Origin of the sequence: Novosphingopyxis sp. (assembly GCF_965218915.1) — a bacterium.
Taxonomy (GTDB): domain Bacteria; phylum Pseudomonadota; class Alphaproteobacteria; order Sphingomonadales; family Sphingomonadaceae; genus Novosphingopyxis.
On sequence record NZ_OZ244708.1, the window covers coordinates 833,501 to 848,079 of the forward strand.

General features: G+C 56.1%; 10 protein-coding genes and 1 pseudogene. 6 read left to right on the top strand and 5 right to left on the bottom strand.

The features are described from left to right. Positions 1-343: 343 nt before the first annotated feature. The 3 genes from ACOQPC_RS03950 to ACOQPC_RS03960 form a co-directional block, all read right to left on the bottom strand. The gene (locus tag ACOQPC_RS03950) at positions 344-1,540 is read right to left on the bottom strand and encodes an SAM-dependent methyltransferase (RefSeq protein ID WP_420607365.1); all 1,197 of its coding nucleotides are present in this window, start codon (positions 1,538-1,540) and stop codon (positions 344-346) included. A gap of 237 nt (positions 1,541-1,777) precedes the next feature. Next, positions 1,778-2,305, bottom strand: coding sequence for a hypothetical protein (locus tag ACOQPC_RS03955; RefSeq protein WP_420607366.1), 528 nt, complete (start codon positions 2,303-2,305; stop codon positions 1,778-1,780). A 45-nt stretch (positions 2,306-2,350) separates the two neighbouring features. Further along, positions 2,351-3,574: a GNAT family N-acetyltransferase gene (locus tag ACOQPC_RS03960; RefSeq protein ID WP_420607367.1), complete on the bottom strand. Its 1,224-nt coding sequence runs from the start codon at positions 3,572-3,574 to the stop codon at positions 2,351-2,353. Positions 3,575-3,621: 47 nt separating this feature from the next. Here ACOQPC_RS03960 and ACOQPC_RS03965 point away from each other — a divergent pair, with 47 nt between their 5' ends. Further along, positions 3,622-4,647 (top strand): LysR family transcriptional regulator, encoded by a 1,026-nt coding sequence (locus ACOQPC_RS03965; RefSeq protein WP_420607368.1) that lies wholly within the window; start codon positions 3,622-3,624, stop codon positions 4,645-4,647. On the opposite strand, the gene ACOQPC_RS03970 is transcribed toward ACOQPC_RS03965, so the two are convergent. Continuing rightward, complete coding sequence (locus tag ACOQPC_RS03970) at positions 4,635-5,174, bottom strand: DUF6932 family protein (RefSeq protein WP_420607369.1); 540 nt, start codon at positions 5,172-5,174, stop codon at positions 4,635-4,637. The two genes, ACOQPC_RS03965 and ACOQPC_RS03970, sit on opposite strands and share 13 nt — an antisense overlap. On the opposite strand from ACOQPC_RS03970, the gene ACOQPC_RS03975 reads away from it, so the two are divergent. Further along, positions 5,167-6,495, top strand: a complete 1,329-nt coding sequence (locus tag ACOQPC_RS03975) for an HlyD family secretion protein (RefSeq protein ID WP_420607370.1) — start codon at positions 5,167-5,169, stop codon at positions 6,493-6,495. The two genes, ACOQPC_RS03970 and ACOQPC_RS03975, sit on opposite strands and share 8 nt — an antisense overlap. Further along, the gene (locus ACOQPC_RS03980) at positions 6,492-8,615 is read left to right on the top strand and encodes a peptidase domain-containing ABC transporter (protein WP_420607371.1); all 2,124 of its coding nucleotides are present in this window, start codon (positions 6,492-6,494) and stop codon (positions 8,613-8,615) included. Before ACOQPC_RS03975 ends, ACOQPC_RS03980 begins: the two co-directional genes overlap by 4 nt. A gap of 423 nt (positions 8,616-9,038) precedes the next feature. Here the strand turns inward: ACOQPC_RS03980 and ACOQPC_RS03985 are convergent, their stop codons facing one another. Then, a complete protein-coding gene (locus ACOQPC_RS03985) occupies positions 9,039-10,628 on the bottom strand; it encodes a recombinase family protein (protein ID WP_420607372.1) in 1,590 nt (529 codons plus the stop codon). A gap of 26 nt (positions 10,629-10,654) precedes the next feature. On the opposite strand from ACOQPC_RS03985, the pseudogene ACOQPC_RS03990 reads away from it, so the two are divergent. The 3 genes and pseudogenes from ACOQPC_RS03990 to ACOQPC_RS04000 all read left to right on the top strand — a co-directional run. Next, positions 10,655-11,539, top strand: a pseudogene (locus tag ACOQPC_RS03990) (YifB family Mg chelatase-like AAA ATPase); the annotation flags it as partial. Between the two features lie 239 nt (positions 11,540-11,778). After that, on the top strand, positions 11,779-12,642 hold the full coding sequence (locus ACOQPC_RS03995) for a DUF262 domain-containing protein (RefSeq protein ID WP_420607373.1): 864 nt from the start codon (positions 11,779-11,781) through the stop codon (positions 12,640-12,642). Between the two features lie 1,251 nt (positions 12,643-13,893). Then, positions 13,894-14,544 carry a nicotinate-nucleotide adenylyltransferase gene (locus tag ACOQPC_RS04000; protein WP_420608059.1) on the top strand — a complete coding sequence of 217 codons (651 nt, stop codon included), beginning with the start codon at positions 13,894-13,896 and terminating at the stop codon, positions 14,542-14,544. Positions 14,545-14,579 lie beyond the last annotated feature (35 nt).

Sequence of the window (14,579 nt, forward strand, 5' to 3'; positions counted from 1 at the left end):
TGAAGGTCGTGCGATCCGCCTTTGCATGCCGATAATTCGCGAAGGTTTTACCGAGATCATTGAGCAATCGTAGGTGTTTAAGGAGCAGGGATCGAGTTGAGATCATCGCCTCAATGAAGGCGCTTAGACTGAGCCTAAACTAAGTCGAGGCACAAGCGGTGCTCAGAAAGGTGAGCCCAATCCAATATTCTAAATCACTCTAAGTAACTCTAATGCGGCCTGACAACCTCATTCAGCGATGAATAACAATTACAAGTTTTAGTCCGCCCAGCTTGGTGATGATCATAGGAAACCAAATCAAGGCACCAACATCGGGCAAGCAATGGCTGAAGGGTTTGAAAGCTCATGACCTTTGCTCGTTCTCTTGCGACAACTGCAAATCATTTTGAGTTGTCACATATTCCGATAAAGCTGCATCTATCGCTTTGGGATGCGCAATCGCCAGAAGTCTGGCCGAGCGTTTATTTTTCGAGACCTCCGCAGACCGCCCTACCACCAAGTTAGGATCACTAACATATTCGGCTTGCATTTTCAGATCGCGACTGAGTTCAAACATGAATTCGAATTCGGGAGAAAGCGGGGCAAGCTTATAATGTGGGGGCGTCTGAAAACGAGCGAAGTTGCGAACCGCAAGCTGCTCACGGCGACCATAACGCGTGTAGTCATATAATCTGAAAGGGTCCGGCACCGGTTGTCCTTCTTTAATGAAGCCAAGTTCACGGGCGATCTCTTCATTCGTCTCAGTAGTTTGGCGCGGTTCTATGTAGAATGTAGAAAGTGACGAGATCAATTTCCGATTTTCGAGATCGGACCATTCGGCGATTGTTTTTTTCTCTATCAGAGGTTCAATTCCAACATATTGCGGCGCGATGTAGTGAGTGACAATCCAATCATCTCCGTAGACACCACTCAGCTCACTCATGAGAAGATCAAAGCCGCGGTTTTCGAACCCGCCCGGCTGGAATTGAAACTCCCCAACCACGCCGACCTGCCAAAGGATTATATGCAAGCTGGGGTCGATACGCCGACGGCGCAGCAGCAGATCGGTTGCCTCAAAACTCGACATGCCTGGAAGCGCAGGATCAAAACCTAAGTCCGCAATCAGATAGTCAAGTGCGGAGATGCCAGGACGCATTTGAGCCGTGTGTCCTTCCTGACGGGCGATGTGTATCGCCCGGTGGGCAGGCATGGCAAAAACGCCTGGATGGCCATAAAATACGGCAACCACTTTCTTTCCCGATCGCACGAAATGCAGCATTGCTTCCGCCATTCGGACATAGGTCATATGTCGATCAACGTCTTCACCATAAAGAATGCGCAAATCATAAGCGTCTGGGCGCAGTTGCCCGATGCGGACTTGAGTGACTTTATCGTAGACACAATGGAATACAGCATCGGCCGACTGTATTTGATCATCCGAATCTCGTGCAAAGTCGATGTAACACAAACCCGATCCTATCACTACCAAGTCACCGCGCTTTGATGGATCGTATACCGCTTGGCTAATGTCCCGAGCGAGTGCCTCCCAGCGTTCGATCATGGATTTGGTCGTTACTACGTTCGATTCCATTTCTGACTCCAACATTCGATTAAAATCTACGGCATCGAGTAGGGCGATGCTTCATAGTGAAAACAATCCAAAACCACCTTATGTCCGTTAAGAAAGTTCCGCCCGCGAATTGGCGGCGCAAAACCCTAAAAAAAGCAAATTGGACTAGGGGTAAAGCTTCTCCTTGCGAGCCCTTACACACGAACTCTATTATTGTAGTATATTAAGTTAGCGATAGCGCGATTCTGGATAATCAGGGGCGCGATAGTGTTTTGGCATCGCTGTGCCAAGGAACAGCACTGTCATGTTGGCTCTGGTCGTGTCGCTAAGCCGAACCAACATGCGCCTTCCATCAAGGGGATCGCGCTCTCGACGAATAAAACCCCGAATCTCGAGAAGACGGCAACACCGCAAAGCGGAAGTTACGGGCACATCTGCTGCTATGCAGGCATCTCCGACCGCCACTTTTTTTTGTTCGAATTCGGATATAAATAAATCGAGAAGAATGTTCCAGACGGGGTCAGAGAATAAATCACCGCCCAGAACGCGGTCTCTTCTCCGTCGAGTTGCCAATAGCTTTTTGGCCGCTTTATAGGCAGCTGCTGGATCTTGGTCTTCTAATTTCGGCTCAGCGCTGGTATCGGCGATAGCTACGAGTTCGTTCGCCATCTCCTCAAAAGCGTCCATGAACTTTGCAATGCTGGGGACATTGGCGCCAAGCGACACCACCGTCTTTCCCAAGGGCAAATCAGTCACGTCCTCGCTTACAGCTTGAGGCAATCGATATGCACTTCCCATAATCTATTCCTGCCACTCGTATGATCGCTTGCGTAAATTGAGTTCCCGTAGCCGCTTGGGACCTGAGCTGGGCGTGGCCCGCTCAAAAAAATCAGCTACGATTGAGCTCTCATGTGGGCCTGAAACCTCCCATTTCCCTTCGGGCCGATTAGCCACCAGGGGATCGCAACCGAACGAAATCGCACCATCTAATTCTTCGAATTCGCAAACAACCTCGATGAATTTAATTCCGGAAAACGTGAATTCTTTGCGTCCCCTCAGTGGCTCAAATCCGAATCTGCTCCACAAACTGACAAGATCACTGCGGCTGTGTGCATAGATGCGACGAAAGCCTTTTTGACGCGCGTGCTGTATCGCAAATTCGGCAAGCTTACGAACAAGTAAAGTTTGGCGATATTTTTTGCGGACGGTCATTCGCTCGATCTTGGCGAAATCGCCAAACCACCTCAGCCTCGCGCAGCCCGCAGGTTCGCCATCGATCAATGCGATGACATGCGTCGCATTGAAGTCGTTGCCGTCGAATTCTTCGTCGAAAGGACAGTCCTGTTCGCCAAAATATGTCTCGGATCGAACCGAGAAAACGCGCATGAGATCATTTAGTGACCGCGCGATCTGCATGTTGACTACCGGTGATGCTTTGCGCAGCGCCCGATTCCTGGCGTGGGGACGAAGAACGAGCACTTGCTTACCGCTGGCGCTGTTCGCTCCCATAAGTTCTTCAAATCCCAGCTTACGGTGGATGCGTTTTGTGCTGGCATTTATGGGCGTCGAAAAAAACGGTGTCATTGGAAATCGCCTAAGCGTTATCCTGAGGAGACGAAGGCCGGACATTAGACGGTTGGGCGCCCAGAGATACCAGAGGTAGATGCCTGCTAGTGGCTCCACTCCAGTCGCCAAACACGATAGATCGAAGTTTCTACCGTCAAATGTGCCGCGTTCGATTGATTGCAAACCTAGGCGACTGAGCGGGAGGAAAATAAGGAGCGCCGCTACCTCGTCCGATGGCGTATTCCGAGTGATCCGAAAGCATTCAGGATACAGCTCGTAAATTTCCTGGATAAAGCCGGCTCGCGCTACGGAGGAGGCATCTGTCAGTTTTGCCATGACCGAACGGATGTCTCGGGGCGTTGCCCTGATATTGAAATTCTTTAAGCGCCCTGTATCGTGGCCCTGGTTCCCCAAATTCCTAGGAAACTCAATGTCGCCAGAACCTATGTATCCCATCATTATCTCCCCTTTTCAGCATTTGAATATCGACCTGCCTGCTCAATGCGATGATCCAAAATCTGAATCGGGTGGCTCAAAATAGTGATCAGCAAGTGACCCTTCCCAAGTCAGTCCAATGGGACGACCTGCGTGTCATATTGGCGCTAGAAGAATCTGCGAGCCTTCGCGGGGCAGCAAGAACGCTTCGCCTTTCCATCAATACAGTGCGAAATCGGCTAGACCGCCTGGAGCATTTCTATGGCAAACCGCTACTCATCAGATCAGCTACGGGAGTGCAATTTACCGCCCTCGGGCGCGAAGTTGTGCAACTGGCGGCCGAAATGCAGGGCGCGGCTGCTTTAAGCCTAGAACGTCAACGCAATCCGGATGTGATCGGAGAAATCTGCGTGGGCACGAGCGAAGCCCTCGGTATCTCTTGGCTTATGCCGCGGCTAGATAGCTTGCGCAGAAGATTGGGAAAAGTCGTTCCATCGCTACAATTCGACTATGATCTGTCGCGCGATCACCCTGCCGAAATGGATATTTCGCTCCAGTTTATGAGTTCAGCGGATCCCCAGCATGAAAATTTGAGGGTTGGCACGGTTCATTTCACACTCTTTGCATCTGTTGATTATATCGAGCGTGAGGGAATGCCGCAAACGCTTGATGATCTGCGAAACTTTCATTTCGTGGAACAGGTAGGTCCAGGAGTCCGGTCAGATTTGCTTGAAGCGCTTGTGGGAAGCGATCATCGTGAAGGCTTTATACCGATAAGAAGCAACTCTGGCACTGCGGTAATCTGGTCGGTGCTTAACGGGTTGGGTATCGCCGGACTGCCGACCTATGCAGTCGACATTACCGAGCGGCTTGTTTCCATAGAACTCCCTATACAGTTGCGGCGGGAGTTGTTCGTCGTCTATCGCAAAGCGGAGCGAGGTTCTCGCGCACTGGGACAGACGATCGAATGGTTCGAAGAATGCTTCGACCAGACCCAATATCCTTGGTTTCGGGATGTGTTTGTTCATCCAAGAGCGGTTCAAGGGCCCCGAGATTGCAAGACAGTCGGCATTTTCGACGGATTTTACCGCGGATAGCCAATCAATTTATCGTCGGTGCAATCGATAAGGATGGGTCCACGCGGCGCCGGCCGCCCACGCCGTTGGCTTGTGTAAAGTGACATAAAGTAGGCAGCGACTTTAATGAGAAGCACTGGACTTCCATCGGCTGGGATCAAGCGCACATCTAGACCTCGGCTCTTCCACTCTTCAAGCTTTTGACGAAGGCCCATTGGTGCCAATGATTCGGCACGTTCTGATCGATAGAAGATAACACCATCGAGGTCTGCGGGCTTGACCGCTTCAAACAGGATACTCCCGCCAATCAAAATAGCTTGCGGGGCTATCTCCTCAATCGCCAATTCGTCCAAAACGGCAATGAGTTTTTCGATGAAAGGTCGCCGACTGGACAAGAAATCCCCTTCACGTAGACGCCAGAGAGGAACGATATAGGGAGCCGCATTGAGAGGGGTGCTCGTCTCGATCGGACCGAGGAATCGAGGGAAACCACCCGACTCCGCCTGTGCGAGCAGTTCAATCGATGCACTAGGAGTCAAAATGTTCATTGCTAAGCCCGCTAATGCGAATGTGAGCCCGGAATATGCTGACCAAAGTGATGAGAAAAGACAGGAAACGGTCCAATCGGACCTCTATCGCCAAGAAGCGATTGCTGCTCTGAGGTCCCGCTTCGGTCGTCCAGCCCGCATCGGCATAGTCCCAGGCTGGGCGGTAGTCCTCTTACTTACAGGCTTGATGACGTGTGCAGGCATTTTTTTTACCACTGCGACATTTTCGAGAAAGGAGACGGTTTCGGGTTTACTTCAACCCACCGGTTCGGAAGCGCGGATATCTTACTTTCGCCCTGCAACCATACAACAGATCCATGTCCGCGAGGGACAGTTGGTAAACCGAGGTGACCCGCTCTTTACATTAGCGTTAGATCAGCATCTAGCGAGCGGAGGCACCCTTGGCGATCGTCTTGGTAAAGCGCTCGAACTGAAAACCGCGGCCCTCTCGATGCAGCGTGAAGCTGCTGGATCGACCGCAGCTGCCGAACAACGAGAATTGTCCGCTCGGATTATGGATCTGACGGCGCAGGAAGCGAGCCTGAGCCGCGACGCGAGCGTTCAACGCGAACGTCTCGAGCTCTTAGAAGCGACCCTCGACGGATACGAAAAACTCGCTGCGAAAGGCTTCGTCTCCGAGATTAACCTGAGAGCCAAAAGGAGTGAGTTTCTTGCCGAGCGCTTAGCGCTTTCGGACATGTTGCGGCGAGCGGATGAAGCAGCGGCGCAAATTGCGGCTTACCAGGCTCAAGGCCTGCAAAGTCGGTCCGTAGCGCTCGACACGCAAGCGCAACTTAATTCTCAGTTTGCACAGATCGCACGCGAGGATGCCGATGATGCGTCGCTACGCGGAACCGTGCTGACGGCACCAATTGGCGGTCGGGTTGTCACGCTGCGTGCCAAATCGGGGGCCAATATCGAGCCAAACGCAGTGCTGGCTGTCGTCCTCCCATCTAATGCAAACCTACAAGCTGAGCTGTGGGTTCCCAGCCGTGCCATTGGGCTTGTTACTCCGGGTAAGGATGTGAGGCTCATGTATGATGCCTTCCCTTTCGAACGCTTTGGCAGTGCGAAGGGCAAAATTGTTGATATCTCCCAGACGCCTGTGGCCGCGAGCGAACTTCCTGTGCCGAATGAGACCAAGGAGTCATTGTATCGTGTCAGAGTGGCACTTTCGCAGCAATTCATGAGCGCTTACGGGAAAAAGTGGCCGCTCGCGCCAGGCAGTCGACTGAGAGCTGACGTAATCCTCGAGCGCCAATCGTTACTCGATTGGCTTCTTGCTCCTGTTCGTGCGACCCAAGGAAGGCTCGGGCAATGACGGCTTCGCTCCGAAACCGCCAGAGCGAGGCCTCGGAATGCGGACTCTCCTGCATTGCGATGGCAGCGCACCGCTTAGGCTCAAAGATAGATCTCCCTTGGCTCAGGCAGCATTTTCCCGCCTCGGCGAGGGGAATGAGCTTGGCGCGAATTACTGATGTGGCTCACGGCATCGGCATGACTGCTCGTTCAGTTCGGTGTGAACTCAATGAGCTTAAGTCTCTGCATAAACCTGCTATTCTCCACTGGGGGTTGCAGCATTTTGTGCTTCTCGAAGGGGCCAGTTCACGAACAATACGTATTTTTGACCCATCGAAAGGCCCAATCTCTGTTCCACTTGCAGAAGTGGGACGCTGTTTCACTGGCATTGCGGTTGAATTGTCAGCGTCTCCGACATTCAAGCGCAAGGTAGAAAGACCTCCGTTCAATGCGCTATCCATGTTTCAATGGAGTAGCGACATTCGCGCGGGTCTACTGCAAACGCTACTTTTGTCTCTGCTTCTCCAAGTCTTCATCATCGTTATGCCGCTCTACATGCAGACAGCTATCGATAATGGCGCGCTGCGTGGCGATACCGAACTTCTCAGTGCACTGGCTTTTGGCTTCCTAACCTTCGCGGCTTTCAACGCAATTGCCGAGTCGTTTAGGGTGATTGTCATGCAACGGCTCTCTGCTCTACTAACATGGGATATGAGCCGGCGATTGTTTCACCACATGGTGAGATTGCCGCTTCCTTGGTTCGAAAAACGAAAGCTAGCAGATACGCTAACTAGGTTTCAGGCTATCGACCCCATAAAAAATTTGGTCGCCACAGGACTGATTGGCTCAATGCTTGATGGAATCCTGTCCGTAAGCATGCTTGCGCTCATGTTTATATATTCGACATCGCTGGGACTGGTCGCTTTCGCAGGTTTTCTTGTCAGCACTGGTCTTCAGCTTGGCACGACCCCGCTCACTCTCCGTTACGCCGCCAATGCTTTTCAGGCTTCAATAGCGGAGCAGGGCAAACGCATTGAAACGCTTCGCGCTATTCAGACCATTAAAACTATGTCGGGGGAATCGAAGCGCGAAAGTGTGTGGGCGAACAAGCAGGCAGAACTTATTCGGACTGGACAAGCGAGCGGTGTCGCCAGTGGATTGGTCGGCTCCATCAGAGGATTAATAGACTTCGCTACTACAATTCTGCTTGTCTACCTGGCTGCCAAATTCGCGATAGCTGGCGCAATATCGGTTGGCGCAATTTACGCTTTCATGTCGTATCGCACACAGTTCTCAAGTCGCGCTGGAAATATGATTGACCAGCTCATCAGCTGGCGCCTTCTGGAGATATATACCGCTAGACTGGCCGACGTGGTGCTTACCGAACCGGAGAAAGGCCTGGAGTCCGATTCTAGTATCCTTCCTCCCATCAAGGGCGAACTTGAACTCGATCGAATTTCCTTCCGCTATGGGCCCAGCGATCCGCTGATTTTTCATAACCTTTCTCTTTCCGTAACGGCCGGAGAGTCGGTAGCTATTGTTGGCCCATCGGGCTGTGGGAAGTCCACTCTCGTAAAAGCGATTTGCGGCCTTTACCCTGTAACGGTCGGGGAAATTCGTCTAGATGGTATGCCCCTGTCTATTTGGGGGCCGCGTGCTATTCGCTCCGCAATGGGCGCGGTTTTACAGAACGATGATCTGCTACCGGGTTCCATCCTCGACAATGTTGCCTTTTTTGATGACCAGATCGATGTCGAGCGTGTTTGGGAGTGTCTTGCGCGCGCTGCGATCGCTGACGAGGTTCGTCGGCTCCCTATGGGTGAGCACACATATGTGGGCGACCTTGGGTCGGCACTTTCGGGCGGGCAAAAGCAACGCATCCTTCTAGCCCGTGCGCTCTACAAACAACCACGCATCATGGTCCTCGATGAGGCTACTGCCCATCTCGACATCGATCGTGAACGGCGCGTCAATGAGTATTTGCGCGAACTCAAGATGACCCGGATTGTGGTGGCACATCGTCCAGAAACGATCGCGGCGGCAGATCGGGTAGTCTTGCTGCAGAACGGACTGCATGAGCTTGGATCCGGTGACGATTATAAGCGGAATATGGGTGACCGACGTAAAGTTCATCTTGTATAGTTTTTCGCTTAATGCTGAATTTAACTGTAGATAGGCGCCGAACAGGGACGCCACCGCATAAGGGCATAACCCTTTCAATTTGCATGGTAGATTTGCTGTAGAGGGGGTCTCGATCGGCGCCGATCGGGACCCCTCAAAAAATGGGTTTTCGCTCTGGAATCAATGGTTTATAATAATAAGAGGCATGGTTCTGTTTCGACGCCGATCTACAGCTCTCGCAGCCTCAGGCTGCGATAAGGCCCATGTTCGGCACGGGCCTAGGCTGCTGAGCGATAACGTCCTCACGCGAGCCAATTTAAAGGCGTTCGGCGGAATTTCATATTTCCACGGGGCCGGCGTTTCGTTGGGGACGCCCTCGTTGATCGCCACCTACAAGGGCGGCTGAATCAATCACGCCAGAGGCCCAGAAAACGACAATCGATTTCAATCTTCGTTGTAGGGGCAGAACACGCCATCGCTGAATTGGTTCTCCTTGATAAAGGTTGCCCAGCCGGTGCGCATATCGATCAATACGGCTCGTGGTGTTGCGTGAAACAGCAGATGCTCGATCAACTCGCCTAGCGCTTGCATGATCCGCGATCGCGCTTCGAACCGCACATCGTCATCTGGATCGTTCATCGCCCCGCGCAGAGCGGCGACACGCTCTTGATGTTCCTCAGGAGATACGGCACCGCGAGCAATGACGAGTTCGACCTGAATCTGCTTTAGTTTGGATCGCAGATCATCTCCTTCGCTGACGAGACGGTTCCAAAGTGCTTTTGGTTCATCCCGGCCGCTCTCGACGAAAAGCTCCAACGCAGAAGCCGCCTTTGCCTCACAGGCCGCCAAAGAACGCTCTGCTCGCGCGAGCCTGCTCTCCACCTCTCGCACCACATGCGCAGGAGTAAAATGCCTATCTTCAAAAGCGTGCTCTATGATCAGGTCCAGAATAGCATCGCCCCACTTTTCGAGGTTCCAGTGATAACCATGATCGCAGCCGGCCCCGCGCTGATAGCTATTACACACGAGGTAATCCTCATGGACGACTGTGCCGTCCCCCCTTATCTGGCGACCTTTTGCTCGCAGCGTCATCCTGGCGCCACATTGCTCGCAAGTTGCGAGGCCAGAAAAGATGTTAGCTAGACGGCGTCCCTTGCCCCTTGTTCTTCTTGACCGTGCTTGCCTTGCAGCTGTGGTGCGAGCGTGTAAGCCAAGATCGACAACCATTGGAAAGTATCCCTCTATCAGTTCGGTAGCGACTTCACGCTTTCCGCCTTTTGGCTTGGTATGAGCCTGGAAAATTCCTATCACTGCTTGGCTCGCGAGAATCTTCTGCACCGACGACGCATGCCAAGCATTAGCTCTCCCGAACGTTGGCACGTGGTCCTCGTTTAGCAGACGCGCGATACTGTGTTTTCCGAGTCCTTCCAGGGATGACGTGAAGATACGCCGGACCACCTCTGCGCGCTCTTGATCGACAACGAACCGAGCCGGATTGCCTTCGACCCGAAGCCAAGCTGGCGCGCGACGCGTGAGCACCCCCAAGTCGCCGTTCGCCAATCGCTCACGCTTCTTTGCCCAAGCGCGTCCGACCCTCTCCGATTTCTTCGCGGACTCTTCGTAGCTGAGTTGCGCCTTGACGATTATCTCGATGATCTCCGACATGCCGAATTGCCCCGCTCGATATTGACGATCGCCGTCGACCGTCGCGACAACGACGCCCGCCCCGGTCATGCGCAGCATCGCCGCGAAGGCAACCTCCGGCGACTGTCTCGACAGACGATCAAGCCGCTCGACGATCAGGACGATGCCGTCCGGATAGGCACCATCCTCTACCGAACGAACGAACTGCCCAAGCGCGCCGACAGCGGCGTGGGCACCTCGAAAAGCCGACACGCCGTCATCGACGATCTCTTCGATAACGTTCCACCCATGCGCCGTTGCCATTGCCCGACAATCCTCGCGCTGGCGCATCAAGGTTGAGCCTTTGCTTTGCTCCGCGCTGCTCCAGCGCGCATATATGATCGCATCCATGATTTGCGCCGTAGCGGAGTGTAGTGGGTCTGACCATGCTGATGATCGGCCCGCCGGGCGCGGGCAAGTCGCTGCTGGCGAGCTGCCTGCCGGGCATTCTGCCGGACCTGACCCCCGCTGAAGCATTGGAGGTGTCGATGGTCGCCTCGGTCGCGGGCACGTTGGTGGATGGGCGTATCACCCGCCAGCGCCCCTACCGCGATCCGCACCACAGCGCCTCGATGGCCGCGCTCGTCGGCGGCGGGCTCAAGGTGAAGCCGGGCGAGGTGAGCCTGGCGCATCTCGGCGTCCTCTTCCTCGACGAGCTGCCGGAGTTCCAGCGGCCCGTGCTCGACAGCCTGCGCCAGCCGCTGGAGACCGGCGAGGTCTCGGTCGCGCGCGCCAACAGCCACGTCACCTTTCCCGCGCGGGTGCAGCTGATCGCCGCGATGAACCCGTGCCGCTGCGGGCATCTCGGCGACGCCGCGCTCGCCTGCAGCCGCGCGCCGCGCTGCGCCGCGGATTATCAGAGCAAGGTCAGCGGGCCGCTGCTCGACCGGATCGACCTTCACGTCGAGGTCGAGGCGGTGACCGCCGCCGACCTCGTTCTGCCCCCGCCCGCCGAAGGCTCGGCGGAAGTGGCGGCTCGGGTCGCCGCCGCGCGCGCGCTCCAGACCGCGCGTTACGCCGATATCCCAGCGCGCACCAACGCCGAGATCGACGGCGACGCGCTCGAAAATTTCGCCACGCCCGACGAGCCCGGCCGCGCGCTGCTCGCCCAGGCCGCCGCGGCGATGCGCCTGTCCGCGCGCGGTTATACCCGCGTGCTGCGCGTCGCCCGGACCATCGCCGATCTCGCCGAATCGGACGGTGTGACCCGCCTCCACGTCGCCGAAGCGCTCAGCTACCGCCGCCAGCCGCCGCGCGGATGAGGCGCTTAACTTGTCAAACTTGTCGCGAAAGGCCGGTTTTATAAAAAATCATTCGCAATAAGCCGCCGCCTCTGAAGGGCCGAACGGACGGGTGGGATAGAGCGAATCGCATGGGCGGAACATAACAGAAACGAGGGCATGTAGGACAGCGGAAAACGCGTTGACCTTGCAATCCGCGGCCCATTTCAATCTATCAGACAGCCGGGCCGGCGTGCGCCCGGCGATATTCGGGGGGCATCGTGGCCAAGGCGGAAGCATCGGTTGAGGAATTGGTCGGGATGGTCGAGCGGGGGGAGCTTCGCCTGCCCGAGATGCAGCGTCAATATGTCTGGCGTGCGCCGCGCGTGCGCGACCTCATGGATTCGCTCTATCGGGGTTATCCATCGGGCGCGATCCTGCTCTGGGAATCGAGCGACGACGTTCCGTTGCAGGACATGGCCGTGCGGCAGGCGGTCAGCCCCTATTCTTCCACGCGCCTCTTGCTCGACGGGCAACAGCGCCTGACGTCTCTGTCCGCCGTGATTCGAGGCGAGCCGATTCACGTTCGTGGACGGGTCAGGCCGATCGAACTGCTCTTCAATCTCGAGCATCCCGACCGTCAGGAAGTGGTGACCGAAGTTCACGAGGATTCCGACGACGATGGCATCGGGGACGAGGCGGATTCGTCCGACGACGAACTCCAGCGAAGATTCGAGCGGATGACCTTTGTCGTCGCGACCAATCAGCTGGCCGCGCTCCCGCAGTGGGTCAAGGTCACAGACGTGTTCAAGACGGATAGCGACACGGCTTTCCTCAGGCGTGCCGGAATCACGGACTTCGATGATCCGAGATACGAAAAATATACGCAGCGCCTGGCCCGACTGCGCCGTGTCCGAAAATATGTTTACCGGATGGACGTGCTCGAACGGACTTTGTCTTACGAGGAAGTCACCGAAATTTTCGTCAGGGTCAACTCGCTCGGGCCAAATTGCGCAGTTCGGACCTGGCGCTGGCGCAGATCACCGCGCGCTGGCGTCACAGTCTTGGCATCTTCCAGGAATTCCAATCCGAATGCGCAAAGCTCGGATTCGACCTCGATCTCGGCATACATCTCAAGACGTTGATCGCGTTCGCTACCGGGCAGTCCCGATTCCTCACCGTGAGCAGCTTGACGATCGATCAGCTGCAAGCTGCCTGGAAGGACGCGACGGAAGGGATGCGCTTCGCCATCAACTTCCTCAAGAGCAATGTCGGGATCGACAGCCCAGCGCTCTTGTCGTCCCCGTTTCTCATGATCGTGGTGGCGTATTTCGGCCATGCGAAAGGCTATGCGCTCTCGGGAGAGGAAGCGGCGCGGCTGCGGCAATGGGCGCTGCTAGCCAATGCCAAGGGGCGGTTTTCTCGCGGTTCCAGCGAGACGATTCTCGATCAGGACCTGGCGACTATCGACAGGTCCGGCACTGCGGATGCGTTGATCGATCGCGTGCGCTTGCAATTCGGCAGGCTCGACGTGACGGCGGAGGATTTGGAGGGTCGCAACCGGCGCAGCTCGCTGTTCAAGACCATGTTCCTTGCCTTCCGCGCCGCCGGGGCAAAAGACTGGACCTCCAATCTCCATATTTCGCTCGATCATTCCGGGTCGCAGCACAAGCTGCAATTCCACCATTTCTTCCCAAAGGCGTTGCTGGCCAAGGCGCATGTCACGGGACGGGAGGCTGACGATATCGCCAATCTGACGTTCATCAGCGGACGCACCAACCGGAAGATAAGCGACAAGTCGCCAGCGGAGTATATGGCCGATTACATCGGCAAGCAGGGCGGCGAACTGCTGGCCATGCAGGCGATCCCGGCCGATGAACGGCTTCTGGAGGCAGAGAATTATCACGCGTTTCTTGCAGCGCGGCGGCAGTTGCTGGCTGGAAGGCTCAACGCATTTTTGGGGGTCGAGAAAGAGCAATGATCGGCAGTGGATTGGTTTGAATTCGCGCCTTCGCCACGATTTCCACATCCGTCGTTGCGAGGCCGTAAGGCCGGGGCCGAAGGCGACCGCAGGTCAACCAATCCAGAGCCATTGTAGCACTACAGCCACCCTGGATTGCTTCGTCGCCTGCGGCTCCCCGCAATGACGAAAAGAGGAGTGTATTCAAATTGACCCAGTACCATAACCGATTGCAAGACGATCCATCGCTTCTGTCATCGGTCATCCGGCGTGAAGCGGTGCGAAGCTGGCGCGCACCGCGCGCCGCTGCTATCCGCGCGATCATGAGTGACGATGCCACCGACAGCGCGGCGGACCCGGCCGGCCGCGTCGACGTTCGCCCGGCCCGTGCTTGCGTGACCTCCGATCGCGCCTGTTTTTGCCGCCGGTCTCGCGCTTGAAGCGGGTCGGGCTGCTCGGCGGGTCGTTCAATCCGGCGCATGGCGGACATCGTTCGATCAGCCGGTTCGCGATCGATGCGTTGCGGCTCGATGCCATGTGGTGGCTGGTCTCGCCCGGCAATCCGCTCAAGGCCGAGCGGGGCATGGCGCCGTACGAGGCGCGCCTCGGCTCGGCGCGCAAGCTGGCGCGGCGATCGCGCATCGTGGCGAGCGACATCGAGCGGCGGCTGGGCACGCGCTACACCGTCGATACGCTGCGCGCGCTCAAGCGGCGCTATCCCGGGACCCGCTTCATCTGGGTGATGGGGGCGGACAATCTGGCCCAGTTCCACCGCTGGAAGGACTGGCGAACCATCGCGCGGACGATGCCGATTGCGGTGATCGCCAGGCCGGGTTATGAAGGCGCCGCCCTTGCGTCGCCCGCAATGGCCTGGTTCAGGCGCTTCGTCCATCGCCCGGACCGGATACGCAACTGGACGGCATGGAGTACGCCAGCGCTCGTGTTATTGCGCTTTCGTCCCGATTTCCGCTCGGCCACCGCCATGCGTTTGGCCGATCCCGAATGGTATCGCGAATATTTGGGCGATTCTAGGGACAGCGGCCCGGACGCCGCTCCATCCGCCCGCCAAACCAAGGAGTCGAATTGACCGGAAACGTCACGGCCGCGCCGGGCCGCCCAACG

Coding starts and splice junctions, on each gene's coding strand:
- ACOQPC_RS03950 (WP_420607365.1), bottom strand. CDS start 1,540: ATGATCGAACGCTGGGAGGCACTCGCTCGGGACATTAGCCAAGCGGTA.
- ACOQPC_RS03980 (WP_420607371.1), top strand. CDS start 6,492: ATGACGGCTTCGCTCCGAAACCGCCAGAGCGAGGCCTCGGAATGCGGA.
- ACOQPC_RS03965 (WP_420607368.1), top strand. CDS start 3,622: ATGATCCAAAATCTGAATCGGGTGGCTCAAAATAGTGATCAGCAAGTG.
- ACOQPC_RS03985 (WP_420607372.1), bottom strand. CDS start 10,628: ATGGATGCGATCATATATGCGCGCTGGAGCAGCGCGGAGCAAAGCAAA.
- ACOQPC_RS03975 (WP_420607370.1), top strand. CDS start 5,167: ATGTTCATTGCTAAGCCCGCTAATGCGAATGTGAGCCCGGAATATGCT.
- ACOQPC_RS03970 (WP_420607369.1), bottom strand. CDS start 5,174: ATGAACATTTTGACTCCTAGTGCATCGATTGAACTGCTCGCACAGGCG.
- ACOQPC_RS03960 (WP_420607367.1), bottom strand. CDS start 3,574: ATGATGGGATACATAGGTTCTGGCGACATTGAGTTTCCTAGGAATTTG.